Origin of the sequence: Streptomyces sp. NBC_01017 (assembly GCF_045162795.1) — a bacterium.
In the GTDB taxonomy this organism is placed as follows: Bacteria; Actinomycetota; Actinomycetes; order Streptomycetales; family Streptomycetaceae; genus Streptomyces; species Streptomyces machairae.
Genome location: NZ_CP108683.1, coordinates 8,611,604 through 8,636,086 on the forward strand (window position 1 = coordinate 8,611,604; position 24,483 = coordinate 8,636,086).

Annotated in this window: 21 protein-coding genes; 18 read left to right on the plus strand and 3 right to left on the minus strand. The window is 70.5% G+C overall.

Annotated elements, in window-relative coordinates:
• Nucleotides 1-33 precede the first annotated feature (33 nt).
• Both efp and nusB read left to right on the plus strand, forming a co-directional pair.
• Nucleotides 34-600, plus strand: a complete 567-nt coding sequence (efp, locus tag OG331_RS39580; RefSeq protein ID WP_328428997.1) for an elongation factor P — start codon at nt 34-36, stop codon at nt 598-600.
• Nucleotide 601: 1 nt separating this feature from the next.
• Nucleotides 602-1,036 (plus strand): transcription antitermination factor NusB, encoded by a 435-nt coding sequence (nusB, locus tag OG331_RS39585; protein ID WP_328882897.1) that lies wholly within the window; start codon nt 602-604, stop codon nt 1,034-1,036.
• A 176-nt stretch (nt 1,037-1,212) separates the two neighbouring features.
• On the opposite strand, the gene bldD is transcribed toward nusB, so the two are convergent.
• On the minus strand, nt 1,213-1,716 hold the full coding sequence (bldD, locus tag OG331_RS39590) for a transcriptional regulator BldD (RefSeq protein WP_004002691.1): 504 nt from the start codon (nt 1,714-1,716) through the stop codon (nt 1,213-1,215).
• Between the two features lie 254 nt (nt 1,717-1,970).
• On the opposite strand from bldD, the gene pyrR reads away from it, so the two are divergent.
• The 14 genes from pyrR (at nt 1,971) to OG331_RS39660 (ending at nt 18,632) form a co-directional block, all read left to right on the plus strand.
• Nucleotides 1,971-2,543, plus strand: coding sequence for a bifunctional pyr operon transcriptional regulator/uracil phosphoribosyltransferase PyrR (pyrR, locus tag OG331_RS39595; RefSeq protein ID WP_406205842.1), 573 nt, complete (start codon nt 1,971-1,973; stop codon nt 2,541-2,543).
• A gap of 135 nt (nt 2,544-2,678) precedes the next feature.
• A complete protein-coding gene (locus OG331_RS39600) occupies nt 2,679-3,656 on the plus strand; it encodes an aspartate carbamoyltransferase catalytic subunit (protein WP_406205845.1) in 978 nt (325 codons plus the stop codon).
• Between the two features lie 5 nt (nt 3,657-3,661).
• Nucleotides 3,662-4,948, plus strand: coding sequence for a dihydroorotase (locus OG331_RS39605; protein WP_328882900.1), 1,287 nt, complete (start codon nt 3,662-3,664; stop codon nt 4,946-4,948).
• A complete protein-coding gene (locus OG331_RS39610) occupies nt 4,945-5,532 on the plus strand; it encodes a hypothetical protein (protein ID WP_406205848.1) in 588 nt (195 codons plus the stop codon). The genes OG331_RS39605 and OG331_RS39610 overlap by 4 nt, the downstream gene beginning before the upstream one ends.
• Complete coding sequence (carA, locus tag OG331_RS39615; RefSeq protein WP_406205851.1) at nt 5,529-6,686, plus strand: glutamine-hydrolyzing carbamoyl-phosphate synthase small subunit; 1,158 nt, start codon at nt 5,529-5,531, stop codon at nt 6,684-6,686. Before OG331_RS39610 ends, carA begins: the two co-directional genes overlap by 4 nt.
• A complete protein-coding gene (gene carB, locus OG331_RS39620) occupies nt 6,679-9,987 on the plus strand; it encodes a carbamoyl-phosphate synthase large subunit (RefSeq protein WP_406205854.1) in 3,309 nt (1,102 codons plus the stop codon). Before carA ends, carB begins: the two co-directional genes overlap by 8 nt.
• Before the next feature lie 52 nt (nt 9,988-10,039).
• On the plus strand, nt 10,040-11,155 hold the full coding sequence (locus OG331_RS39625) for a quinone-dependent dihydroorotate dehydrogenase (RefSeq protein ID WP_406205857.1): 1,116 nt from the start codon (nt 10,040-10,042) through the stop codon (nt 11,153-11,155).
• On the plus strand, nt 11,152-11,997 hold the full coding sequence (pyrF, locus tag OG331_RS39630) for an orotidine-5'-phosphate decarboxylase (RefSeq protein WP_406205860.1): 846 nt from the start codon (nt 11,152-11,154) through the stop codon (nt 11,995-11,997). Before OG331_RS39625 ends, pyrF begins: the two co-directional genes overlap by 4 nt.
• 320 nt (nt 11,998-12,317) lie before the next feature.
• Nucleotides 12,318-12,641 carry an integration host factor gene (locus OG331_RS39635; RefSeq protein ID WP_003977346.1) on the plus strand — a complete coding sequence of 108 codons (324 nt, stop codon included), beginning with the start codon at nt 12,318-12,320 and terminating at the stop codon, nt 12,639-12,641.
• A 58-nt stretch (nt 12,642-12,699) separates the two neighbouring features.
• Nucleotides 12,700-13,257 carry a guanylate kinase gene (gmk, locus tag OG331_RS39640; RefSeq protein WP_406205864.1) on the plus strand — a complete coding sequence of 186 codons (558 nt, stop codon included), beginning with the start codon at nt 12,700-12,702 and terminating at the stop codon, nt 13,255-13,257.
• A 64-nt stretch (nt 13,258-13,321) separates the two neighbouring features.
• Entirely contained in the window at nt 13,322-13,594 is a 273-nt protein-coding gene (gene rpoZ, locus OG331_RS39645) for a DNA-directed RNA polymerase subunit omega (protein ID WP_003988945.1), read from the plus strand.
• Between the two features lie 107 nt (nt 13,595-13,701).
• Entirely contained in the window at nt 13,702-14,913 is a 1,212-nt protein-coding gene (gene coaBC / locus OG331_RS39650) for a bifunctional phosphopantothenoylcysteine decarboxylase/phosphopantothenate--cysteine ligase CoaBC (RefSeq protein WP_406210612.1), read from the plus strand.
• 231 nt (nt 14,914-15,144) lie between these two features.
• Entirely contained in the window at nt 15,145-16,353 is a 1,209-nt protein-coding gene (gene metK, locus OG331_RS39655; RefSeq protein ID WP_391404632.1) for a methionine adenosyltransferase, read from the plus strand.
• A gap of 125 nt (nt 16,354-16,478) precedes the next feature.
• Nucleotides 16,479-18,632 (plus strand): primosomal protein N', encoded by a 2,154-nt coding sequence (locus tag OG331_RS39660; protein WP_406205868.1) that lies wholly within the window; start codon nt 16,479-16,481, stop codon nt 18,630-18,632.
• 120 nt (nt 18,633-18,752) lie between these two features.
• On the opposite strand, the gene OG331_RS39665 is transcribed toward OG331_RS39660, so the two are convergent.
• Nucleotides 18,753-19,295, minus strand: coding sequence for a hypothetical protein (locus OG331_RS39665; protein WP_406205871.1), 543 nt, complete (start codon nt 19,293-19,295; stop codon nt 18,753-18,755).
• 316 nt (nt 19,296-19,611) lie between these two features.
• On the opposite strand from OG331_RS39665, the gene fmt reads away from it, so the two are divergent.
• Together fmt and OG331_RS39675 are read left to right on the plus strand one after the other, a co-directional pair.
• Nucleotides 19,612-20,544: a methionyl-tRNA formyltransferase gene (fmt, locus tag OG331_RS39670; RefSeq protein ID WP_406205874.1), complete on the plus strand. Its 933-nt coding sequence runs from the start codon at nt 19,612-19,614 to the stop codon at nt 20,542-20,544.
• Between the two features lie 76 nt (nt 20,545-20,620).
• Nucleotides 20,621-22,039, plus strand: a complete 1,419-nt coding sequence (locus OG331_RS39675; RefSeq protein ID WP_406205877.1) for an RsmB/NOP family class I SAM-dependent RNA methyltransferase — start codon at nt 20,621-20,623, stop codon at nt 22,037-22,039.
• Between the two features lie 151 nt (nt 22,040-22,190).
• On the opposite strand, the gene OG331_RS39680 is transcribed toward OG331_RS39675, so the two are convergent.
• Nucleotides 22,191-24,368, minus strand: a complete 2,178-nt coding sequence (locus tag OG331_RS39680; protein WP_406205880.1) for an MMPL family transporter — start codon at nt 24,366-24,368, stop codon at nt 22,191-22,193.
• Nucleotides 24,369-24,483: the final 115 nt, after the last annotated feature.

The window sequence follows — 24,483 nt, forward strand, 5'->3', positions numbered from 1 at the left end:
GTCGTCCACGTCAGTCCAGGAGATTCCGCAACCGTGGCTTCCACGAACGACCTCAAGAACGGCCTGGTGCTCAAGCTCGAAGGCGGCCAGCTCTGGTCCGTCGTCGAGTTCCAGCACGTCAAGCCCGGCAAGGGCCCGGCCTTCGTGCGCACCAAGCTCAAGAACGTGCTCTCCGGCAAGGTCGTCGACAAGACGTTCAACGCCGGCGTCAAGGTCGAGACGGCCACTGTCGACAAGCGCGACATGCAGTTCTCCTACATGGACGGCGAGTACTTCGTCTTCATGGACATGGAGACCTACGACCAGCTCATGGTCGACCGCAAGGCTGTCGGCGACGCCGCCAACTTCCTGATCGAGGGCTTCACGGCCACCGTCGCGCAGCACGAGGGCGAGGTGCTCTTCGTCGAGCTGCCCGCCGCCGTCGAGCTCGTGATCCAGGAGACCGAGCCGGGTGTCCAGGGCGACCGCTCCACCGGCGGCACCAAGCCCGCCACCCTGGAGACCGGTCACCAGATCAACGTCCCGCTCTTCATCACCACCGGTGAGAAGATCAAGGTCGACACCCGCACGAGCGACTACCTCGGCCGGGTGAACAGCTAAATTGGCTGCCCGCAACACAGCCCGCAAGCGCGCCTTCCAGATCCTCTTCGAGGGTGACCAGCGCGACGCCGGAGTCCTGACGGTCCTCGCGGACTGGATCCGGCTCTCCCGGGACGACACCCGGCAGCCGCCGGTGAGCGAGTACACGATGCAGCTGGTCGAGGGCTACGCGCAGCACGCGCGGCGCATCGACGATCTGATCGCTCAGTACGCGGTCGGCTGGACGCTGGACCGGATGCCGGTCGTGGACCGCAACATCCTGCGTCTCGGCGCGTACGAGCTGATCTGGGTCGACGAGACCCCGGACGCCGTCGTGCTGGACGAGATGGTGGCGCTGGCGAAGGAGTTCTCCACGGACGACTCGCCCTCGTTCGTCAACGGCCTCCTCGGTCGGCTCAAGGACCTGAAGCCCACGCTGCGCCGCGAGGAAGCGTAAGGGTTTCGACCGAAGACGCCGGAGGGCCCGCAGCACGGATGCTGCGGGCCCTCCGGCGTCCCTGTGTCACTGGGGCCCCTTCAGGCCCGCAGAACGCCGCCGGGGTGGCCGGAACCGCAAAGTTCCGGCCACCCCGGCGGCACGTTTCTTCTCAAGGGGCTCAACGCGTGAAGCGCTCAGCTCTCCTCGGCGTGGGAGACCGCGCGACGCGCGTCCGCGTCCAGCACGCCCCAGCTGATCAGCTGCTCGGTGAGGACTGAGGGGGACTGGTCGTAGATGACGGCGAGTGTGCGCAGGTCGTCCTGGCGGATCGAGAGCACCTTGCCGTTGTAGTCACCGCGCTGCGACTGGATCGTCGCGGCGTACCGCTGGAGGGGGCCCGCCTTCTCGGCCGGTACGTGGGCAAGTCGCTCCAGGTCCAGGACCAGCTTCGGCGGCGGCTCGGCGGCCCCGCCCGGCGTGGTGCCCGGCAGCAGCTCCTGCACCGGAACGCCGTAGAAATCCGCCAGCTCGGCGAGGCGCTGCACGGTCACGGCGCGGTCTCCGCGCTCGTACGAACCGACCACGACGGCCTTCCAGCGTCCCTGGGACTTCTCCTCGACACCGTGAAGGGAAAGGCCCTGCTGGGTGCGGATGGCCCGGAGCTTGGCCCCGAGCTGTTTGGCGTATTCGCTGGACATATAGCTCCCCGGCACTGGGTCGACGCGACTTGGCTTGGGTTCCATGCCGCGCAGTTGGTAACTCACTGTGAGGTTACGCAGCGTTACTCTGGCGCGTCAAGCCGAATGGTCCACACCGACGCTTCCGTGCTATCGGCGACCGATTGGGCCAAGTGGGTGACAGGGGGTGTCTCACCGGCCTGCTACGGTGGATGACGTAAACCAGACGTCCTTTAAGGTCCGTCCCGTGAGGCGGAGAAGGAGGTCCCTTTCGTATGGACAGGCAACAGGACACGCAAGCGTCCGATGCCCGGCCCGTTCTCGAAGGCCCTGACATCGCGCGGGTGTTGACCCGCATCGCCCACGAGATCGTCGAACGCGCCAAGGGCGCCGACGACGTGGTGCTCCTCGGCATTCCGACCCGAGGCGTCTTCCTCGCCCAGCGGCTCGCCGTCAAGCTCGAGGAGGTCACCGACCGGAAGATCCCGGTCGGTTCGCTCGACATCACCATGTACCGCGACGACCTGCGCATGCACCCCCCGCGCGCGCTGGCCCGCACGGACATCCCCGGTGACGGCATCGACGGCCGGCTGGTCGTCCTCGTCGACGACGTCCTCTTCTCGGGCCGCACCATCCGTGCCGCCCTCGACGCCCTGAACGACATCGGGCGTCCGCGCGCGGTGCAGCTCGCGGTACTCGTCGACCGAGGCCATCGCGAACTGCCCATCCGTGCCGACTATGTCGGCAAGAACCTCCCCACGTCGCTGCGGGAGACGGTCAAGGTCCAGCTCGCCGAGGAGGACGGTCGCGACACCGTGCTGCTCGGTGCCAAGCAGACCTCCCAGTAGCGCCCACGGCGTACGCCGCTGTAGTACGCCCGCTCAGTGCGCGCTCGCGCGCACCCGTCTGCCCCGCTGGGCCTCCTGGGGGACATCCCCCGGACACCCCGGATCCTGACTTAACTGCCTTACGGAGCCTGACAGATGCAGCGTCATCTCATCTCGGCCGCCGACCTCACCCGCGACGACGCCGTCCTGATCCTCGACACCGCCGAGGAGATGGCCCGGGTCGCCGACCGGCCGATCAAGAAGTTGCCGACCCTGCGCGGCCGGACCGTCGTGAACCTCTTCTTCGAGGACTCCACGCGCACGCGTATCTCCTTCGAGGCCGCCGAGAAGCGGCTGTCGGCGGACGTCATCAACTTCACCGCCAAGGGATCCAGCGTGTCCAAGGGCGAGTCCCTGAAGGACACCGCCCAGACCCTGGAGGCCATGGGCGTCGACGCCGTCGTCATCCGGCACGGCGCCTCCGGGGCGCCCTACCGCCTCGCCAACTCCGGCTGGATCGACGCCGCCGTCATCAACGCCGGTGACGGCACCCACCAGCACCCCACCCAGGCGCTGCTGGACGCCTTCACCATGCGCCGCAGGCTGGTCGGCCGGGACGCCGGGATCGGGCAGGACCTCGACGGCAAGCGCATCACGCTCGTCGGCGACGTCCTGCACAGCCGGGTCGCCCGCTCCAACGTCGACCTGCTGCACACTCTCGGCGCCGAGGTCACCCTCGTCGCGCCGCCGACCCTGGTGCCGGTCGGCGTCGAGACCTGGCCCTGCGAGGTGTCGTACGACCTCGACAGCACGCTGCCCAAGACCGACGCGGTGATGATGCTGCGCGTCCAGCGCGAGCGCATGAACGCCGCCTTCTTCCCGACCGAGCGCGAGTACTCGCGGCGCTACGGCCTCGACGGCGACCGCATGGCGCGGATGCCCGAGCACGCGATCGTGATGCACCCCGGCCCGATGGTGCGCGGCATGGAGATCACCGCCGGGGTCGCCGACTCCGAGCGCTGCACCGCCATCGAGCAGGTCGCAAACGGAGTCTCCATCCGGATGGCCGTTCTGTACCTGCTGCTCGGCGGCAACGAGCCCGCCGCGACCCACACCCGTACCGAGGAGAAGTAAGACAGATGAGCAAGATCCTGATCCGTGGTGCGAAGGTGCTCGGCGGCGAGCCCCAGGACGTCCTGATCGACGGCGGGACCATCGCCGAGGTGGGCGCAGGGCTGAGCGCCGAGGGCGCGGAGGTCGTCGAGGCCGCCGGCAAGGTGCTCCTGCCGGGGCTCGTGGACCTGCACACCCACCTGCGCGAACCCGGACGCGAGGACTCCGAGACCGTGCTGACCGGCACGCGCGCGGCCGCCTCGGGCGGTTTCACGGCCGTCTTCGCCATGGCCAACACCTTCCCGGTCGCCGACACCGCCGGTGTGGTCGAGCAGGTCTACCGGCTCGGCCAGGAAGGCGGCTACTGCGACGTGCAGCCCATCGGCGCCGTCACCGTCGGCCTGGAGGGCAGGAAGCTCGCCGAGCTGGGCGCCATGCACGAGTCGGCCGCCGGCGTCACCGTCTTCTCGGACGACGGCAAGTGCGTCGACGACGCCGTGATCATGCGGCGGGCCCTGGAGTACGTGAAGGCCTTCGGCGGCGTCGTCGCCCAGCACGCGCAGGAGCCGCGGCTGACCGAGGGCGCCCAGATGAACGAGGGCGTCGTCTCCGCCGAGCTGGGGCTCGGCGGCTGGCCCGCGGTGGCCGAAGAATCGATCATCGCCCGGGATGTCCTGCTCGCCGAGCACGTCGGCTCCCGCGTCCACATCTGCCACCTGTCGACCGCCGGGTCCGTCGAGATCGTGCGCTGGGCCAAGTCCCGCGGCATCGACGTCACCGCCGAGGTCACCCCGCACCACCTCCTCCTCACCGACGAGCTGGTCCGCAGCTACAACCCGGTCTACAAGGTGAACCCGCCGCTGCGCACCGAGCGTGACGTGCTGGCGCTGCGCGAGGCGCTCGCCGACGGCACGATCGACATCGTCGCCACCGACCACGCCCCGCACCCGCACGAGGACAAGGACTGCGAGTGGGCCGCTGCCGCCATGGGGATGGTCGGCCTGGAGACCGCGCTGTCAGTGGTGCAGGAGACCATGGTGGACACCGGGCTCCTCACCTGGGCCGGGGTCGCCGAGCGCATGTCCTTCAAGCCCGCCCAGATCGGGCAGGCGAAGGGGCACGGCCGTCCCGTCTCGGCTGGTGAGCCCGCCAACCTCACGCTCGTCGACACGGAATACCGTGGGTCCGTGGACCCCGCGGGCTTTGCCTCGCGCAGCCGCAACACTCCGTACGAGGGGCGTGAGCTGCCGGGCCGTGTGACGCACACGTGGCTCCGGGGCAAGGCCACGCTCGTCGACGGGAAGCTCACGTGACACCTGCAACACTGCTCGCAGCCGGAACCGGACTCGCGGCCGAACAGAAGTCGGCCGACGTGACCGACTGGGCCGCCCGCATCGGCTGGGTCGTCGGACTCGCCCTCTTCGTCGCGCTCGTCTACTGGCTGATGCGTGAGGGCTGGAAGTGGCGCGGCACGCTCCAGGGCGACCTGCCCGAGCTGCCCAGCGCGCCGGACGACCCCGGCCCGGCGAGACTGAGCATGAGCGGCCGCTACCACGGCTCGACCACCGCCGGTCAGTGGCTGGACCGCATCGTGGCGCACGGCCTCGGCACCCGCAGCCGCGTCGAGCTCACCCTCACGGAGGCGGGACTGGACGTCGTACGTCCCGGCGCGACCGACTTCTTCGTCCCGGTCGCGCAGCTGCGCGAGGCCCGGCTCGACAAGGGCATCGCCGGCAAGGTCCTCACCGAGGGCGGACTGCTCGTCGTGATGTGGGCGCACGGCGAACGGCTGATCGACTCCGGCTTCCGCTCGGACCACGCGGCGGAGCACAACGAGTGGGTCGACCTCATTAACTCCATGATCAAGAACAACAGCACGGAAGGCGCCGAACGATGACGACCTCCATCCAGGGGACCGCCTCGCAGAGGCACAAGGCGGCTCCCGCCGTACTCGTCCTGGAGGACGGCCGCATGTTCCGCGGCCGTGCCTACGGGGCCGTGGGGGTGACCTTCGGCGAGGCCGTGTTCTCCACCGGCATGACCGGCTACCAGGAGACCCTCACCGACCCGTCGTACCACCGCCAGGTCGTCGTGATGACCGCCCCGCACGTCGGCAACACCGGCGTCAACGACGAGGACCCCGAGTCCAAGCAGATCTGGGTGGCCGGCTACGTGGTCCGCGACCCCGCGCGCGTGCCGTCCAACTGGCGCTCCCGGCGCTCGCTGGACGACGAGCTGCGCCACCAAGGCGTCGTCGGGATCTCCGGCATCGACACCCGCGCGCTGACCCGCCACCTGCGCGAGCGCGGCGCCATGCGCGTCGGCATCTTTTCCGGCAACGCGCTGCCCGACGAGGGCACCATGCTCGCCGAGGTCCGCCAGGCCCCCGAGATGAAGGGTGCCGACCTCTCCGCCGAGGTCGCCACCAAGGAGACGTACGTCGTCCCCGCGATCGGCGACAAGAAGTTCACCGTCGCCGCCGTCGACCTCGGCATCAAGGGCATGACCCCGCACCGGATGGCCGAGCGCGGCATCGAGGTGCACGTGCTGCCCGCGACGGCGACCGCCGAGGACGTGTTCGCCGTGAACCCGGACGGCGTGTTCTTCTCCAACGGCCCGGGCGACCCGGCCACCGCCGACCACCCGGTCTCCGTCATGCAGGCGGTCCTGGAGCGCGGCACGCCGCTGTTCGGCATCTGCTTCGGCAACCAGATCCTGGGCCGCGCGCTCGGCTTCGGCACGTACAAGCTGAAGTACGGCCACCGCGGCATCAACCAGCCGGTGCAGGACCGTACGACCGGCAAGGTCGAGGTCACCGCGCACAACCACGGCTTCGCCGTGGACGCCCCGACCGACCAGGTCTCCGACACCCCCTACGGCCGCGCCGAGGTCTCCCACGTCTGCCTCAACGACAACGTGGTGGAGGGACTCCAGCTCCTCGACCGCCCGGCCTTCAGCGTCCAGTACCACCCCGAAGCGGCAGCCGGCCCGCACGACGCCGCCTACCTGTTCGACCGCTTCGTATCCCTGATGGAGGGCCAGCGTGCCTAAGCGCACCGATATCCAGTCCGTCCTGGTCATCGGCTCCGGCCCGATCGTCATCGGCCAGGCCGCCGAGTTCGACTACTCCGGCACCCAGGCGTGCCGCATCCTGCGGGCCGAGGGCCTGCGGGTCATCCTCGTCAACTCCAACCCGGCGACGATCATGACCGACCCGGAGATCGCCGACGCCACCTACGTCGAGCCGATCACCCCCGAGTTCGTCGAGAAGATCATCGCCAAGGAGCGGCCGGACACGCTGCTGCCCACCCTGGGCGGCCAGACGGCCCTCAACACGGCGATCTCGCTGCACGAGGCGGGGACCCTGGAGAAGTACGGCGTCGAGCTGATCGGCGCCAACGTCGAGGCCATCAACAAGGGCGAGGACCGCGACCTCTTCAAGGACGTCGTCGAGGCCGTCCGCGGCAAGATCGGGCACGGCGAGTCCGCCCGCTCGGTCATCTGCCATTCGATGGAGGACGTCCTCGCGGGTGTCGAGACGCTCGGCGGCTACCCGGTCGTCGTGCGCCCGTCCTTCACCATGGGCGGCGCCGGCTCCGGCTTCGCCCACGACGAGGAGGAGCTGCGCCGCATCGCCGGCCAGGGCCTGACCCTCTCTCCCACCACCGAGGTGCTCCTGGAGGAGTCCATCCTCGGCTGGAAGGAGTACGAGCTGGAGCTGATGCGCGACAAGCACGACAACGTCGTGGTCGTCTGCTCCATCGAGAACTTCGACCCGATGGGCGTGCACACCGGTGACTCGATCACCGTCGCGCCCGCGATGACGCTGACCGACCGCGAGTACCAGACCCTGCGCGACATCGGCATCGCGGTCATCCGCGAGGTCGGCGTCGACACCGGCGGCTGCAACATCCAGTTCGCGGTGAACCCGGAGGACGGCCGGGTCATCGTCATCGAGATGAACCCGCGTGTGTCGCGTTCCTCGGCTCTCGCCTCCAAGGCGACCGGCTTCCCGATCGCCAAGATCGCGGCCAAGCTGGCCGTCGGCTACACGCTCGACGAGATCCCGAACGACATCACGAAGGAGACCCCGGCCTCCTTCGAGCCGACCCTCGACTACGTGGTCGTGAAGGCCCCGCGCTTCGCCTTCGAGAAGTTCCCGCAGGCCGACTCCACGCTGACCACCACCATGAAGTCGGTCGGCGAGGCCATGGCCATCGGCCGCAACTTCACCGAGGCCTTCCAGAAGGCACTGCGCTCGCTGGAGAAGAAGGGCAGCCAGTTCACGTTCGTCGGCGAGCCCGGCGACAAGAAGCTTCTCCTCGAAGAGGCGGTCCGCCCCACCGACGGCCGGATCAACTCCGTCATGCAGGCCATCCGCGCGGGCGCCACGCCCGAGGAGGTCTTCGAGTACACGAAGATCGACCCCTGGTTCGTCGACCAGCTCTTCCTCATCAAGGAGATCGCCGACGAGCTCGCCGAGGCCCCGGAGCTGACCCCGGACCTGCTGGCCGAGGCCAAGCGGCACGGCTTCTCCGACCTGCAGATCGCCGAGATCCGCGGCCTGCGCGAGGACGTCGTGCGCGAGGTGCGGCACGCGCTGGGCGTCCGCCCGGTCTACAAGACGGTCGACACCTGCGCCGCCGAGTTCGCCGCGCAGACGCCGTACTTCTACTCCTCCTACGACGAGGAGACGGAGGTCGCCCCCCGCGAGAAGCCGGCCGTCATCATCCTGGGCTCCGGGCCCAACCGCATCGGCCAGGGCATCGAGTTCGACTACTCCTGCGTGCACGCCTCCTTCGCGCTGAGCGACGCCGGGTACGAGACGGTGATGGTCAACTGCAACCCTGAGACCGTCTCCACCGACTACGACACCTCCGACCGGCTGTACTTCGAGCCGCTGACGCTGGAGGACGTCCTGGAGATCGTCCACGCGGAGCGGCAGGCCGGCCCCGTCGCGGGTGTCGTCGTGCAGCTCGGTGGCCAGACCCCGCTGGGGCTGTCGCAGGCGCTGAAGGACAACGGCGTGCCGATCGTCGGTACGTCCCCGGAGGCCATCCACGCCGCCGAGGACCGCGGCGCCTTCGGGCGGGTCCTCGCGGAGGCGGGCCTCCCGGCCCCCAAGCACGGCACCGCCACCACGTTCGCCGGCGCCAAGGCCATCGCCGACGAGATCGGCTACCCGGTCCTGGTGCGGCCCTCGTACGTCCTCGGCGGGCGCGGCATGGAGATCGTCTACGACGAGACCCGGCTGGAGGCCTACATCGCCGAGTCGACCGAGATCAGCCCCTCGCGGCCGGTCCTCGTCGACCGGTTCCTCGACGACGCGATCGAGATCGACGTCGACGCGCTCTACGACGGCGAGGAGCTCTACCTCGGCGGCGTCATGGAGCACATCGAGGAGGCCGGCATCCACTCCGGCGACTCGGCGTGCGCCCTGCCGCCGATCACGCTGGGCGGCTTCGACATCAAGCGCCTGCGGGCCTCCACCGAGGCCATCGCCAAGGGCGTCGGCGTGCGCGGCCTGATCAACATCCAGTTCGCGATGGCCGGCGACATCCTGTACGTCCTCGAAGCCAACCCGCGCGCGTCCCGTACGGTCCCCTTCACCTCGAAGGCGACCGCGGTGCCGCTGGCGAAGGCCGCCGCCCGGATCTCGCTGGGCGCGACCATCGCCGAACTGCGGGCCGAGGGGCTGCTTCCGGCAACCGGCGACGGCGGCGAGCTGCCGCTCGACGCGCCGATCTCCGTCAAGGAGGCCGTCATGCCGTGGTCGCGCTTCCGCGACATCCACGGCCGCGGCGTCGACACCGTCCTCGGCCCGGAGATGCGCTCCACCGGCGAGGTCATGGGCATCGACTCCGTCTTCGGCACGGCGTACGCCAAGTCGCAGGCGGGCGCGTACGGTCCGCTGCCGACGAAGGGCCGCGCCTTCATCTCGGTCGCCAACCGCGACAAGCGCTCGATGATCTTCCCGGCGCGTGAACTGGTCGCTCACGGCTTCGAGCTGATGGCCACCTCCGGCACCGCCGAGGTCCTCAAGCGCAACGGCATCAACGCCACCGTCGTGCGCAAGCAGTCCGAGGGCGAGGGCCCGAACGGCGAGAAGACCATCGTCCAGCTCATCCACGACGGCGAGGTCGACCTCATCGTCAACACGCCGTACGGCACCGGCGGCCGCCTCGACGGCTACGACATCCGTACGGCGGCCGTGGCGCGCTCGGTTCCGTGCCTGACGACGGTTCAGGCGCTCGCCGCCGCCGTCCAGGGCATCGACGCCCTCAACCACGGTGACGTGGGCGTCCGTTCGCTTCAGGAACACGCGGAACACCTGACCGCGGCCCGCGACTAGCAGCCGACGAGGGGGACACCGGAAACGGTGTCCCCCTCTTCATGAGGACATCATGTACAAGATCTTCTTCAACCTGGTCTTCAAGCGAATGGACCCCGAGAAGGCCCACTACCTCGCCTTCCGCTGGATCCGCCTCGCCGTCCGCATCCCCGTACTGCGCACGCTCGTCGCCGCCGCGCTCGCGCCCCGCCACAAGGAACTGCGCACGGAGGCCTTCGGGCTGCGTATGCACGGCCCCTTCGGGCTCGCCGCCGGCTTCGACAAGAACGCGGTCGCCGTCGACGGGATGTCGATGCTCGGCTTCGACCACGTCGAGATCGGCACGGTCACGGGGGAGGCGCAGCCGGGCAACCCCAAGCAGCGGCTGTTCCGCCTCGTGAAGGACCGGGCGCTGATCAACCGCATGGGCTTCAACAACGAGGGCTCGCTGGCCGTCGCGGCCCGTCTGGCCTCCCGTACGCCCGTCTTCAGGACCGTCGTGGGCGTCAACATCGGCAAGACCAAGGTCGTCCCGGAGGCGGAGGCCGCCGACGACTACGTGAAGTCGACCGAGCGGCTGGCGCCGTACGCCGACTATCTGGTGGTCAACGTCTCCTCGCCCAACACGCCCGGGCTGCGCAACCTGCAGGCCACCGAGGCGCTGCGGCCCCTTCTGACCGCCGTCCGCGAGGCCGCCGACCGCACGGTGACCACCCGCCGGGTGCCGCTGCTGGTGAAGATCGCGCCGGACCTCGCCGACGAGGACGTGGACGCGGTCGCCGACCTGGCCGTCGAGCTCGGCCTGGACGGCATCATCGCCACGAACACCACCATTGCGCGCGACGGACTCGGTTTGAAATCCGAACCGTCGCTGGTGAAGGAGGCCGGGGGTCTCTCCGGCGCACCCCTGAAGGCGCGCTCCCTGGACGTGCTGAGGCGCCTCTACGCGCGTGTGGGCGACCGGATCACCCTCGTGGGCGTCGGGGGCATCGAGAACGCCGAGGACGCCTGGCAGCGGATCCTGGCGGGCGCCACGCTGGTCCAGGGATACAGCGCCTTCATCTACGAGGGGCCCTTCTGGGGCCGCGCCATCCACAAGGGACTCGCCGCACGCCTGAGTACCAGCCCGTACGAAACCCTCGCCGACGCGGTCGGCGCCGACGTCAGGAAGGCAAGGAAGACCGCATGAGTGCTCCGGAATCCTTTGGCGCGCGCCTGCGCCGGGCCATGGACGAGCGTGGCCCCCTGTGCGTCGGCATCGACCCGCACGCCTCGCTGCTCGCCGAGTGGGGCCTGAACGACGACGTGGCCGGCCTGGAGCGGTTCAGCCGTACGGTCGTGGAGGCCTTGGCCGACCGGGTCGCGGTGCTCAAGCCGCAGAGCGCGTTCTTCGAGCGCTTCGGCTCGCGTGGCATCGCCGTCCTGGAGAAGTCGGTCGAGGAGGCGCGGGACGCCGGGGCGCTGGTCCTGATGGACGCCAAGCGGGGCGACATCGGCTCGACCATGGCCGCGTACGCCGAGTCCTTCCTCCGCAAGGACTCCCCGCTGTTCTCCGACGCGCTGACCGTCTCGCCGTACCTCGGCTACGGCTCGCTCTCGCCGGCCGTCGCGCTGGCCCGGGAGAGCGGCACCGGCCTGTTCGTGCTCGCCCTGACCTCGAACCCGGAGGGCGGCGAGGTCCAGCACGCGGTCCGCGCGGACGGCCGCAATGTCGGCGCGACGATGCTGGCGCACCTGGCTGCCGAGAACACGGGGGAGGAACCCATGGGCTCCTTCGGGGCGGTCGTCGGCGCCACGCTCGGTGACCTCTCGTCGTACGACCTCGACATCAACGGTCCGCTTCTCGCGCCCGGCATCGGTGCGCAGGGCGCCACGCCGGCGGATCTTCCCCGGGTCTTCGGGGCCGCGGCGCGCAATGTCGTCCCGAACGTCAGCCGGGGAGTGCTGCGGCACGGGCCCGACGTCGTCGCGCTGCGTGACGCCGCGTCACGCTTCGCCGAAGAGGTCACGGTCGCTGTGTCGGGTGTCTGACCGCCGTCAGGGCTGTTCGAGTCGCTCGCGCGAGTCCTCCGATGAGTGGCGCGAGCCGACTTGAGTCTGAATACATCCTCAAATCCGGGGCATTATGTCCTAAATGTCCGGCCTGGCGGAGGCTGACCAGGACTTTTCCGCTGTTCTCGCTGACTCTGGCGGACTTGGCCGCTAGTCTCCGACGAGTGGGGGCACCTCCCACGCTCCCTAAAGCAGTGGGGGAGAACGGGCAGCGTGTTGCTCGTGCCTCCCCAGGTGTGGGGCGACTAGGTTCCTCACCGGTCCGTATCCGACAGTTCAACATCCGAGGTGACGTAGGCGTGGCTCTTCCGCCCCTTACCCCTGAACAGCGCGCAGCCGCGCTCGAAAAGGCCGCCGCGGCTCGCCGGGAGCGGGCCGAGGTCAAGAATCGACTCAAGCACTCCGGCGCCTCCCTTCACGAGGTCATCAAGCAGGGCCAGGAGAACGACGTCATCGGAAAGATGAAGGTCTCCGCCCTGCTCGAGTCCCTGCCCGGCGTGGGCAAGGTCCGCGCCAAGCAGATCATGGAGCGACTCGGCATCTCCGAGAGCCGCCGCGTGCGTGGCCTCGGCTCGAACCAGATCGCCTCCCTGGAGCGTGAGTTCGGCAGCACGGGCTCCTGATCCCGGCACTTGGGACCGGGAGTCCCGGGCACTCCGGGATTGCTGGAATAATCGCTGCATGAGTGAACGTCCGCGGCTGACCGTGCTCTCCGGCCCCTCCGGGGTCGGCAAGAGCACGGTCGTCGCCCATATGCGCAAGGAACACCCCGAGGTCTGGCTCTCGGTGTCGGCGACGACCCGCAAGCCCCGCCCCGGCGAGCGGCATGGAGTCCACTACTTCTTCGTCACCGACGAAGAGATGGACAAGCTGATCGCCAACGGGGAGCTGCTGGAGTGGGCCGAGTTCGCCGGCAACCGCTACGGCACGCCGCGTGCGGCAGTGCTGGAGCGGCTGGAGGCGGGTGAGCCCGTTCTGCTGGAGATCGACCTCCAGGGCGCCCGGCAGGTCAGTGAGTCGATGGCCGATGCCCAGCTGGTGTTCCTGGCTCCCCCCTCCTGGGAGGAGCTCGTACGCAGACTCACCGGACGTGGCACCGAGTCGCCCGAGGTGATCGCACGCCGCCTGGACGCGGCGAAGATCGAGCTGGCGGCCGAGCCGGAGTTCGATGTGACCTTGGTCAACACCTCCGTCGAGGACGTGGCGCGTGAGCTGCTAGCCTTGATGGACGTTGTGTGATCGTGACTGCTCGTTAAGAGTGATCACATCGACTGATTCTTTCCCATCCATCGGAAGGTAGAGCGTGTCCTCTTCCATCTCCGCGCCCGAGGGCATCATCAACCCGCCGATCGACGAGCTCCTCGAGGCCACCGACTCGAAGTACAGCCTCGTGATCTACGCGGCCAAGCGGGCCCGCCAGATCAACGCGTACTACTCGCAGCTCGGCGAGGGCCTCCTCGAGTACGTCGGTCCGCTCGTGGACACCCACGTCCACGAGAAGCCGCTGTCGATCGCCCTGCGCGAGATCAACGCGGGTCTGCTGACGTCCGAGGCCGTCGAGGGCCCGGCGCAGTAAGTAAGATCTGCAGCTTGCAGAAGGCTTTTCCACAGGCCCGGCAGCGCGTCTGCCGGGCCTGTGGTGTGTCATGGATGTCGTACGTTTCCGAGGTCCGGGGAGAGACGGTGGACAAGCCGAAGGTCGTTCTGGGGGTCAGCGGCGGTATCGCGGCGTACAAGGCCTGCGAGCTGCTGCGCAGACTCACCGAGTCCGGACATGACGTCCGGGTCGTGCCGACCGCCTCGGCGCTGCACTTCGTCGGCGCCGCCACCTGGTCCGCCCTGTCCGGCAAGCCCGTCTCGACCGAGGTCTGGGACGACGTCCACGAGGTCCCGCACGTGCGCATCGGCCAGCAGGCCGACCTGGTGGTCGTCGCCCCGGCCACGGCCGACACGCTCGCGAAGGCCGCGCACGGCCTCGCCGACGACCTGCTGACCAACACCCTCCTCACCGCCCGCTGCCCGGTGGTCTTCGCCCCCGCCATGCACACCGAGATGTGGGAGCACGCGGCCACCCAGGAGAACGTGGCGACGCTGCGCCGGCGCGGCGCGATCGTCATCGAGCCCGCCGTCGGCCGCCTCACCGGCGTCGACACCGGCAAGGGCCGGCTGCCCGAGCCCGCGGAGATCTTCGAGGTCTGCCGCCGGGTGCTCGCCCGGGGCGTCACCGAGCCCGACCTGGCGGGACGGCACGTCGTCGTCAGCGCCGGCGGCACCCGCGAGCCCCTCGACCCGGTCCGCTTCCTCGGCAACCGCTCCTCCGGCAAGCAGGGCTACGCCCTCGCCCGCACCGCCGCCGCCCGGGGCGCCCGGGTGACGCTGATCGCCGCCAACACCGGGCTGGCCGACCCGGCGGGCGTGGACGTCGTCCAGGTCGGCACGGCCATACAGCTGCGGGAAGCGGTCCTCAAGGCGTCCGCGGACGCCGACGCGGTCGTGATGGCGGCGGCGGTCGCGGACTTCCGCCCGGAGTCGTACGCCACCGGAAAGATCAAGAAGAAGGACGACCACGAGCCGGACCCCATCGTCCTGGTGCGGAATCCGGACATCCTCGCGGAGATCTCGACCGACCGCGCCCGCCCCGGCCAGGTGATCGTCGGCTTCGCCGCGGAGACGGACGACGTGCTGGCCAACGGTCGCAAGAAGCTGGAGCGCAAGGGGTGCGACCTCCTTGTGGTGAACGAGGTGGGCGAGCGCAAGACCTTCGGCTCCGAGGAGAACGAGGCGGTGGTCCTGGGCGCCGACGGCAGCGAGACGCCCGTGCCGTACGGGCCCAAGGAAGCCCTGGCCGAAACCGTATGGGACCTGGTGGCGCATCGGCTGGGCGCACATGGTTGATGCGCTGCGGACTTCCCGCCGGCCGCACTCGATTCGGGTGTGGCGCCCCTGGCCAAGGGCACATGACATTGGGCAGAATGCCCGTGCCGCAGGTCACAGCCCTCCCGAGAGGCGAGACAGGGGGTCCGTGGCCGAACGCGACAGATAAACTGTCCTCGGACGACGCCGGGCGCAGCCCCCGTCCCGTCCAACAATGATCAGCCAGCAGCCGCTGCAACCCCAGGGAGCGTTGTGTCCCGTCGCCTGTTCACCTCGGAGTCCGTGACCGAGGGCCACCCCGACAAGATCGCTGACCAGATCAGCGACACCATTCTTGACGCGCTTCTGCGCGAGGACCCGTCGTCCCGGGTCGCTGTCGAAACCCTGATCACGACCGGCCTGGTGCACGTGGCCGGAGAGGTCACGACCAAGACGTACGCGGACATCGCGACGCTGGTCCGCAACAAGGTCCTCGAGATCGGCTACGACTCCTCGAAGAAGGGCTTCGACGGCGCCTCCTGCGGCATCTCGGTCTCGATCGGCTCGCAGTCGCCGGACATCGCGCAAGGCGTCGACACGGCTTACGAGTCCCGTGTCGAGGGCGACGAGGACGAGCTGGACCGCCAGGGCGCCGGCGACCAGGGCCTGATGTTCGGCTACGCGACGGACGAGACGCCCACGCTGATGCCCCTGCCCATCTTCCTGGCGCACCGCCTGTCCAAGCGCCTCTCCGAGGTCCGCAAGAACGGCACGATCCCCTACCTGCGCCCGGACGGCAAGACGCAGGTCACCATCGAGTACGACGGCGACAAGGCGGTCCGTCTGGACACCGTGGTCGTCTCCTCGCAGCACGCGAGCGACATCGACCTGGACTCCCTCCTGGCGCCGGACATCCGCGAGTTCGTGGTCGAGCCGGAGCTGAAGTCCCTGCTCGACGACGGCATCAAGCTCGACACCGAGAACTACCGCCTCCTGGTCAACCCCACCGGCCGCTTCGAGATCGGCGGCCCGATGGGTGACGCGGGTCTGACCGGCCGGAAGATCATCATCGACACCTACGGCGGCATGGCCCGCCACGGCGGCGGCGCGTTCTCCGGCAAGGACCCGTCCAAGGTGGACCGCTCGGCCGCCTACGCGATGCGCTGGGTCGCCAAGAACGTGGTCGCGGCCGGCCTGGCCTCGCGCTGCGAGGTACAGGTGGCGTACGCGATCGGCAAGGCCGAGCCGGTCGGTCTCTTCGTCGAGACCTTCGGCACCGCCAAGATCGAGACCGAGAAGATCGAGAAGGCCATCGACACGGTCTTCGACCTGCGTCCGGCCGCGATCATCCGCGACCTGGACCTGCTCCGCCCGATCTACGCCCAGACCGCCGCGTACGGCCACTTCGGCCGTGAGCTGCCGGAGTTCACCTGGGAGCGGACGGACCGGGTGGAGGCGCTGCGCAAGGCAGTGGGTCTGTAAGGCCCGGTTCCACGGTTTGTTCGAGGCCCGGCGTCCCTGGTGGGGCGCCGGGCCTCGGTGTACCCGCGCTCGTGGGGGAACTCGAGCTCCGGCGGTTGTCAGTGGCGTTTGGTAGGAATACAGGCGTGAGCAGCGAGAACGAGAACGATGGTGGCGGGGCCGAGGGGGCGTCGCCCGAGCAGCTCGCGCTCATTCGGGACAGTGTGCGCAAGGCCAAGGTCCCGCGGGCCAAGCCCCGGACCTGGCGGGGCGCCGCACTGGCCAAGGAGCTGCCCGTGGCCCGGGTGCTGGTCGACAAGGGCGTGCTGCACCTCGATCGGTACTTCGACTACGCCGTGCCGGAGGAGCTGGACGCCGAGGCGCAGCCCGGGGTGCGGGTGCGGGTGCGGTTCGGGGCCGGGCGGAATCGGGTGCGGGAGGGGCGGCGTGAGGGCGGGGGGCTCATCGACGGCTTCCTCGTCGAGCGGCTTGCCGAGTCCGACTACTCCGGGCCGCTGGCGGCGCTCGCGCAGGTCGTCTCGCCCGAGCGGGTGCTGAGCGAGGAACTGCTCGGGCTCGCGCGGGCCGTGGCCGACCGGTATGCCGGAGGGCTCGCCGATGTGCTGCAACTGGCCGTGCCGCCGCGCAGCGCGCGGGCCGAGCAGCGGCCGTCACCGGAGCCGCTCCCGCCCCCCGGCAGGCCCGAGACGGGGTCCTGGGGGCGGTACGAGCGGGGGACCGCCTTCCTGGAGTCCCTGGCCTCCGGGGGCGCGCCGCGGGCCGTGTGGAACGCTTTGCCCGGCCCCGAGTGGAGCGACGAGCTGGCCCGGGCCGTCGCGGCGACGCTCGCCTCCGGGCGCGGGGCGCTCGTCGTGGTGCCGGACGGGCGAGCCGTTGCACGGGTCGACGCTGCCCTGACCTCGCTGATGGGCGAGGGGCGGCATGCGGTGCTGACCGCCGATGCCGGGCCCGAGAAGCGGTACCGGGAGTGGCTGGCCGTACGGCGCGGGATCGTCCGGGCGGTCGTGGGGACGCGGGCCGCCATGTTCGCGCCGGTGCAGGACCTTGGGCTGGTCGCCCTCTGGGACGACGGCGACGACAGCCACAGCGAGCAGCACGCCCCGCAGCCCCATGCGCGTGAAGTGCTGTTGCTCCGCGCCGCGCAGGACAAGTGCGGCTTCCTGCTGGGGAGTTGGAGCTGCACCGTCGAGGCCGCCCAGCTCGTGGAGAGCGGCTGGGCCCGGCCGTTGGTCGCCACCCGGGAGCAGGTGCGCGGCGCGGCTCCCCTCGTACGGACCGTGGGGGACGGGGATCTCGCGCGGGACGAGGCCGCGCGAGCCGCTCGGCTGCCCACCCTGGCCTGGCAGGCGGTGCGGGAAGGGCTGCGGCACGGACCGGTCCTCGTGCAGGTGCCGCGGCGTGGTTACGTGCCGCGGATGGCCTGCGCCAACTGCCGGGCTCCCGCCCGGTGTCGGCACTGTTCCGGGCCGCTGGAGGCGCAGGGCTCCGGGGCGGAGCTGCGGTGTGGGTGGTGCGGGCGTGACGAAGGGGCCTGGCACTGTCCGGAGTGCGGTGCGTTCCGGCTGCGGGCTCAGGTGGTGGGGGCGCGGCGGACCGCCGAGGAGCTGGGGCGGGCCTTTCCCGCTGTTCCGGTGCGGACCTCCGGGCGCGAGCACGTGCTGGACACCGTGCCGGGCACGCCCTCGCTGGTCGTGAGCACACCGGGGGCCGAACCCGTCGCCGAGGGCGGTTATGCGGCGGCGCTGCTGCTGGACGGCTGGGCCATGCTCGGGCGGCCCGACCTGCGGGCGGGTGAGGACGCGCTGCGGCGGTGGATCGCAGCCGCTTCGCTGGTACGGCCGCAGGGCGCCGGGGGAACCGTGGTCGTGGTCGCCGAGCCCACGCTGCGACCCGTGCAGGCGTTGGTGCGATGGGACCCCGTCGGGCATGCGGTGCGGGAACTCGGCGAGCGGGCCGAGCTGGGGTTTCCGCCGGTGTCCCGGATGGCTTCCGTGGCCGGGCCGCCGGAGGCGGTGGCCGAGTTCCTCCGTACGGTCGAACTGCCGCCGGATGCCGAGGTGTTGGGCCCTGTGCCGGTGCCCGTCACGGCGGTGGGACGGCCGCGGCGCGTAGGGGGTCCGCCGCCCGGAGAGCAGTGGGACCGGGCGCTGATCCGGGTTCCGCCGGGAAGCGGGGCGGCGCTGGCGTCCGCGCTGAAGGCCGCTCAGGCGGCGCGGATGGCGCGGGGGGCCGGGGAGATCGCGGTGCGGGTTCGGATCGACCCGCCTGACATCGGGTGACCTTCGTGCTGCCTGGTGCCCTGCGGTGCCGCGCAGGGCTTGGGAGGGTTCGGGCAGGCATGCCTCTGCCCTCCCGGGTGCGCATCGGGAGGGCAGAGCGAGGTGGGGGCAGTCGCGGGGTCAGCCGTTGCGAGGGCCGGGGAACGCCGTGGGCCTGGCCTCGTCGCGCAGGCCGGGACTGCCTGCCGTCGGCTGCGTCGGCATGGAACGAGCCGCGGGGACCGTCGGCACCGGGGGGAGAGCGGTGGTGACGTTGACCGCCCGGCTGCCCGCCGGCTCGGTCGTCCGCTCGGCCTCGGCCGCCGCCTGGGTGGCGGCGCGGCGCGCGCCGTAGCGTCGGTGGACCGCCTGCTTGGTGACGCCGAGGGCGGAACCCACCGCGTCCCACGAGAAGCCGAGTGAGCGGTCGAAGTCCACGGCTGCCGTGACCAGGGTTTCGACACTGTCCCGCAGCTCCTGGGCGAGACGGACCGTCGGGGCGGGGGCGCGTCCGTAGACGACGAAGCCCGTGGAGGGGCCGGAGCGGCGCGGGCGGTAGACGTTGCCCAGTTGGGCGGTGAGCGTGCGCAGTGCGTCCACCTGCCGGCGGACCCGCTCGATGTCCCGCACCAGCAAGTGCAGGCTGGCCCGAGCCTGGGCGTCGTGGGTTGCGTGGTCGGCCATGAACAAGCCTCTCGAACCGGCGTTGAAAAGGAAGGGGCCGCGGATACGGCGGGTGCGGCCCGTTGTGGTCAACTCTTTCTTGACCAACGCGGGAGCGCTCCGCGGGTCACGCACTGGGGGCGTATGGGCATATGCCTACGCCCCTGGGTGGGGGTACGCGCCTCGATCTCCGGGCCTTCGGCCTCGGGTGCCTGCCCTCCCTCCCGGTCCGGTGGTGAATTTCTTCGTGGCGCTGCCGACGTGAGCCCTCCGCGCGCCCGCACATAGACTTGTGTGTTGCCCCAACCAACCCCGCCCGAGAGGCCCGTGCCCACCCATGAAGCTTGTCTTCGCCGGTACCCCCGAGGTCGCTGTTCCCGCTCTGGACGCTCTGATCGCCTCCGGGCGGCACGAGGTGGCAGCCGTCGTGACGCGGCCCGACGCGCACGCCGGGCGGGGACGCAGGATGGTGGCGAGCCCGGTGGCCGAGCGGGCCGAGGAGGCGGGCATCGAGGTGCTCAAGCCCGTCAGGCCGCGCGACCCCGAGTTCCTGGAGCGGCTCCGGGAGATCGCGCCCGACTGCTGCCCCGTCGTCGCCTACGGCGCCCTGCTGCCGCGCGTCGCCCTCGAGATCCCGGCCCACGGCTGGGTCAACCTGCACTTCTCGCTGCTGCCCGCCTGGCGCGGGGCCGCGCCGGTGCAGCACTCCATCATGGCCGGCGACGAGATCACCGGGGCCTCCACCTTCCTGATCGAGGAAGGGCTCGACTCCGGGCCCGTATACGGCACCGTCACCGAGGAGATCCGGGCCACCGACACCAGCGGCGACCTGCTGACCCGGTTGGCCTTCGCGGGCTCCGGGCTGCTCGCGGCGACCATGGACGGCATCGAGGACGGCACGCTGAAGGCCGTACCGCAGCCTGCCGAAGGGATCACCCTCGCCCCCAAGGTCAACGTCGAGGACGCCCACATCGACTGGGCCGCTCCCTCCCTGCGCGTCGACCGTGTGGTGCGCGGGTGCACCCCTGCCCCGGGTGCCTGGACCACCTTCCGCGGCGAGCGGCTCAAGCTCATCCAGGTGCAGCCGGTCCCCGGACGGGACGACCTCGCGCCCGGCGCGCTCTCCGTCGGCAAGAACAACGTGTACGTCGGGACCGGGTCGTACGCCGTCGAGCTGCTGTGGGTACAGGCTCAGGGCAAGAAGCCGATGCGGGCCGCGGACTGGGCGCGGGGCGTGCGGATCGGGGACGGCGAGCGCGTCGGGGAGTGAGGGGCCCTACGCCGGGCCGGGCGTGCGACGTAGGCTGGTCGGTACATCTCATCCAGCAATCCGGAGCACCTTTTTCGTGAGCGACACCACCCGTCGGCCCCGCAAACCCGGCAAGCCCTACCGACGGCCCAAGAAAGACCCCGTCCGCGTCCTCGCCTTCGAGGCTCTGCGCGCCGTGGACGAGCGGGACGCGTACGCCAACCTCGTACTGCCGCCGCTGCTGCGGAAGGCGCGGGAGCAGGGCGACTTCGACGGGCGGGACGCCGCGCTCGCGACCGAGCTGGTGTACGGGACGCTGCGGTGGCAGGGGACGTACGACGCCGTGATCTCCGCGTGTGTGGACCGGCCGCTGCGTGAGGTCGACCCGCCCGTGCTCGATGTGCTCAGCCTGGGTGTGCATCAGCTGCTGGGGACGCGGATTCCCACGCATGCCGCGGTGTCGGCGTCCGTCGAGCTCGCTCGGGTCGTCCTCGGTGACGGGCGTGCGAAGTTCGTGAACGCCGTGCTGCGGAAGGTCGCGCAGGACGACCTCGACGGCTGGATCCAGCGGGTCGCGCCGCCGTACGACGACGATCCCGAGGAACACCTCGCCGTCGTGCACTCGCATCCGCGGTGGGTCGTCTCGGCGCTGTGGGACTCGCTCGGTGGCGGGCGGGCCGGGATCGAGCGCTTGCTGGAGGCCGACAACGAGCGGCCCGAGGTGACGCTTGTCGCGCGGCCGGGGCGGGCCACGACCGAGGAACTCCTCGGCGAGGAGGCCGCGGTGCCGGGGCGTTGGTCGCCCTGTGCCGTGCGGCTGGCCGAGGGCGGGGAGCCGGGGGCCATCGAAGCAGTGCGGGACGGCCGGGCGGGGGTGCAGGACGAGGGGTCTCAGCTGGTTGCGCTAGCCCTGGCGAACGCGCCCCTGGACGGGCCCGACGAGAAGTGGCTCGACGGGTGCGCCGGGCCCGGGGGCAAGGCGGCGCTGCTCGGGGCGTTGGCCGCCGAGCGGGGGGCCATGTTGCTTGCCTCCGAGAAGCAGCCGCACCGGGCGGGGCTCGTGGCCAAGGCGCTTGCCGGCAATCCGGGGCCGTATCAGGTCATCGCCGCCGACGGGACGCGGCCGGCCTGGCGGCCCGGGAGCTTTGACCGCGTGTTGGTGGATGTGCCGTGCACGGGGCTCGGGGCGTTGCGGCGGCGGCCGGAGGCTCGGTGGCGGCGGCGGCCGGAGGATCTGGAGGGGTTTGGGCCGCTGCAGCGGGAGTTGTTGCGGACGGCGCTGGACTCCGTGCGGGTGGGGGGTGTCGTCGGGTACGCCACGTGTTCGCCGCATCTCGCTGAGACTCGGGCCGTGGTGGACGACGTGCTGAAGCAAGGGGCTGCGGGCGAGCTGGTTGATGCGCGGCCCTTGCTGCCGGGGGTGCCGGAGCTGGGGGAGGGGCCTGATGTGCAGTTGTGGCCTCATCTGCATGGGACCGATGCGATGTATTTGGCGCTGATTCGGCGGGTGGGGTGATTTCGGGGTGATTTCGCCCCCGCCGGCCCTACCCTTCCCGTACCTGGAGGCTGCCGCCCCCGGACCCCCGCTGTCGGCCTGAACGGCCTCGTCCTCAAACTCCCCCAGAGGGGGTACCCCCGGACGGGCTGAGCTGCCCCCTCAGCCCCCCTCAGCCGCCCCTCCCCGCCACGCCCTCCTCCGGCTCCCGTACCGCCGGAGTTCCCCCGTCCTCCCGGGACAGGCGGTGTGGCCACCACACCTTGGGGCCCACGTCCAGGAACAGGGACGTCACCAGGACCGAGCGGACGATGAAGGTGTCCAGGAGTACGCCCAGGGCCACTGCGAAGCCGATTTCGGCGAAGGCGACCATGGGGAGGGTGCCGAGGGCGGCGAAGGTGCCGGCGAGGACCAGGCCGGCCGAGGTGATGACCGCGCCTGTGGCGGCGAGGCCGGTGATCACGCCGGCGCGGGTGCCCTGGTGGGCTGCCTCCTCGCGGATGCGGGTGGTGAGGAAGATGTTGTAGTCGATGCCGAGCGCCACCAGGAAGACGAAGACGAACAGCGGGAAGTCGGTCGACTCCCCGGCGTAGTCGAAGATGTGGCGGAAGGCGAGCGCGCTGATGCCCAGGGCTGCCGCGAAGGACAGGATCACCGTGCCGATCAGCAGCAGCGGGGCGATCAGGGCGCGCAGCAGGGCGCAGAGGATCAGGAGCACGACCAGCAGGACCAGCGGGATGATCAGGATGTTGTCGTGCGTCGTCGCCTTGTCCATGTCCAGGAGGGCCGCCGTACCGCCGCCCACCTGGGCATCGGCGTCCGGCACCGCGTGGACGGCATCACGGACCCGTTCCACGGTCTGTTTCGCGGCCTCGCTGTCGGCGGGAGCGGTCATCGTCGCCTCGAAGAGGACCTTGCCTTCGAACGACGGTTTTGTGCCTGGTGGCAGGCCCAGCGAGGTGGGTACGACGCCCTGTGTTTCCGCTACCGCGCGGCCGACCTCCACGGCCTGGGCCTGGTTGCTGACGATGACCAGCGGGTCGCCGCTGCCGGCCGGGAAGTAGCGCGCGGAGACCTCCTGGCCGGTGATCGAGTCCGGCTTGTCGGTGAACGCGTCGGCGTTGCTCAGCCCCTCGGCGCGCAGCTGGATCAGGCCGAGGGAGCAGACCGCGAGAGCGATCGCCGTGACGACCCAGACCATGCGCGGGCGATGGGAGATACGGCGGCCCATGCGGGCCCAGATGCCTGTCTTGTCCGGGTTCTCGGTCCCCAGGTGCGGGATGACCGGCCAGAAGATCCAGCGGCCGAAGATGACCAGGAGCGCCGGGAACAGGGACATCATCGCGAGCAAGGCCACCGCCACGCCGATCGCGGCCACCGGGCCGAGGCCTCTCGTGGAGTTCATCTCCGCCGCCAGCAGCACCAGCATGCTCAGCACGACGGTCGCGCCGGACGCGATCACCGCCGGGCCCGCGCGGTGCAGGGCAAGGGCCATCGCCTCGTGGCGGTCCTCGTGACGGCGCAGTTCCTCTCTGTAGCGGGCGACGAGCAGGAGCGCGTAGTCCGTGCCCGCGCCGAACACCAGGACCGTGAGGATGCCCGCGCTCTGGCCGTTGACGGTCAGGCCCGCGTGCTCCGCCAGGAGATAGATCAGGGCCTGCGCGGTGAACAGGGCGACGATCACGGAGATGAGGGGGACCAGCAGCAGGGTGGGACTGCGGTAGGTGAGCAGGAGCATGACGATGACGACCACCATCGCCGAGAACAGCAGCGTGGAGTCGATGCCCTCGAAGGCCTCGGAGAAGTCCGCGGAAGTGCCGCCCGGGCCCGTGATGTGCACGGTCAGCCCGCCGCCGCCCTCGCCGACGACGTCCTTGATGGAGTCCACGGCGGGTGCGATGCGCTCCCAGCCCTGCTCGTCCATCGTGATCGGGACCTGGACCTGGGCCGCGCGCGGGTCCAGCTCGCGGTCGAAGACCGGGCCCCGGGTCTCGGCGCCCCGGATGCCGTGGTCGGTGAGCTGCTTGAGCTGCGCCACGTCCTCGGTGATCGCCGCGCGGTCCTGTGCCGTCAGGCCGCCGTCGCGGGCGTAGATGACGACCGCGGGGATCTGCTCCGGCCTGAAGTCCTCGGAGATCTCCAGGACTTGGGTGGATTCGGCGGACCCCGGCAGCCAGGAGGCGGCGTCGTTGTCCTGCGCGTCGGTAAGCTTCTGCGCGAACGGGGCCGTCAGGAACAGCGCCGCCAGCCACAGAATGAGCACCACCCACTTGGCGCGCCGCCCGCATACCAGATGGGCGACGCCCCGCTGTCCCGAAGGGGACTGCCCCTTCTCCCGGGTCTGAGTCATGGCCACCCCCGCAGCTCTCCGAGGAGCCGGTCGGCCGCCCAGCATGGCACGCGCGAACCGGACACAACATCCGATGAACGTCTTAGGTCTGTACTGGCGCGAACATTCGTGCTCC

Coding starts and splice junctions, on each gene's coding strand:
- bldD (WP_004002691.1), bottom strand. CDS start 1,716: ATGTCCAGCGAATACGCCAAACAGCTCGGGGCCAAGCTCCGGGCCATC.
- pyrR (WP_406205842.1), top strand. CDS start 1,971: ATGGACAGGCAACAGGACACGCAAGCGTCCGATGCCCGGCCCGTTCTC.
- OG331_RS39600 (WP_406205845.1), top strand. CDS start 2,679: ATGCAGCGTCATCTCATCTCGGCCGCCGACCTCACCCGCGACGACGCC.
- OG331_RS39605 (WP_328882900.1), top strand. CDS start 3,662: ATGAGCAAGATCCTGATCCGTGGTGCGAAGGTGCTCGGCGGCGAGCCC.
- carA (WP_406205851.1), top strand. CDS start 5,529: ATGACGACCTCCATCCAGGGGACCGCCTCGCAGAGGCACAAGGCGGCT.
- OG331_RS39625 (WP_406205857.1), top strand. CDS start 10,040: ATGTACAAGATCTTCTTCAACCTGGTCTTCAAGCGAATGGACCCCGAG.
- pyrF (WP_406205860.1), top strand. CDS start 11,152: ATGAGTGCTCCGGAATCCTTTGGCGCGCGCCTGCGCCGGGCCATGGAC.
- gmk (WP_406205864.1), top strand. CDS start 12,700: ATGAGTGAACGTCCGCGGCTGACCGTGCTCTCCGGCCCCTCCGGGGTC.
- OG331_RS39665 (WP_406205871.1), bottom strand. CDS start 19,295: ATGGCCGACCACGCAACCCACGACGCCCAGGCTCGGGCCAGCCTGCAC.
- fmt (WP_406205874.1), top strand. CDS start 19,612: ATGAAGCTTGTCTTCGCCGGTACCCCCGAGGTCGCTGTTCCCGCTCTG.
- OG331_RS39680 (WP_406205880.1), bottom strand. CDS start 24,368: ATGACTCAGACCCGGGAGAAGGGGCAGTCCCCTTCGGGACAGCGGGGC.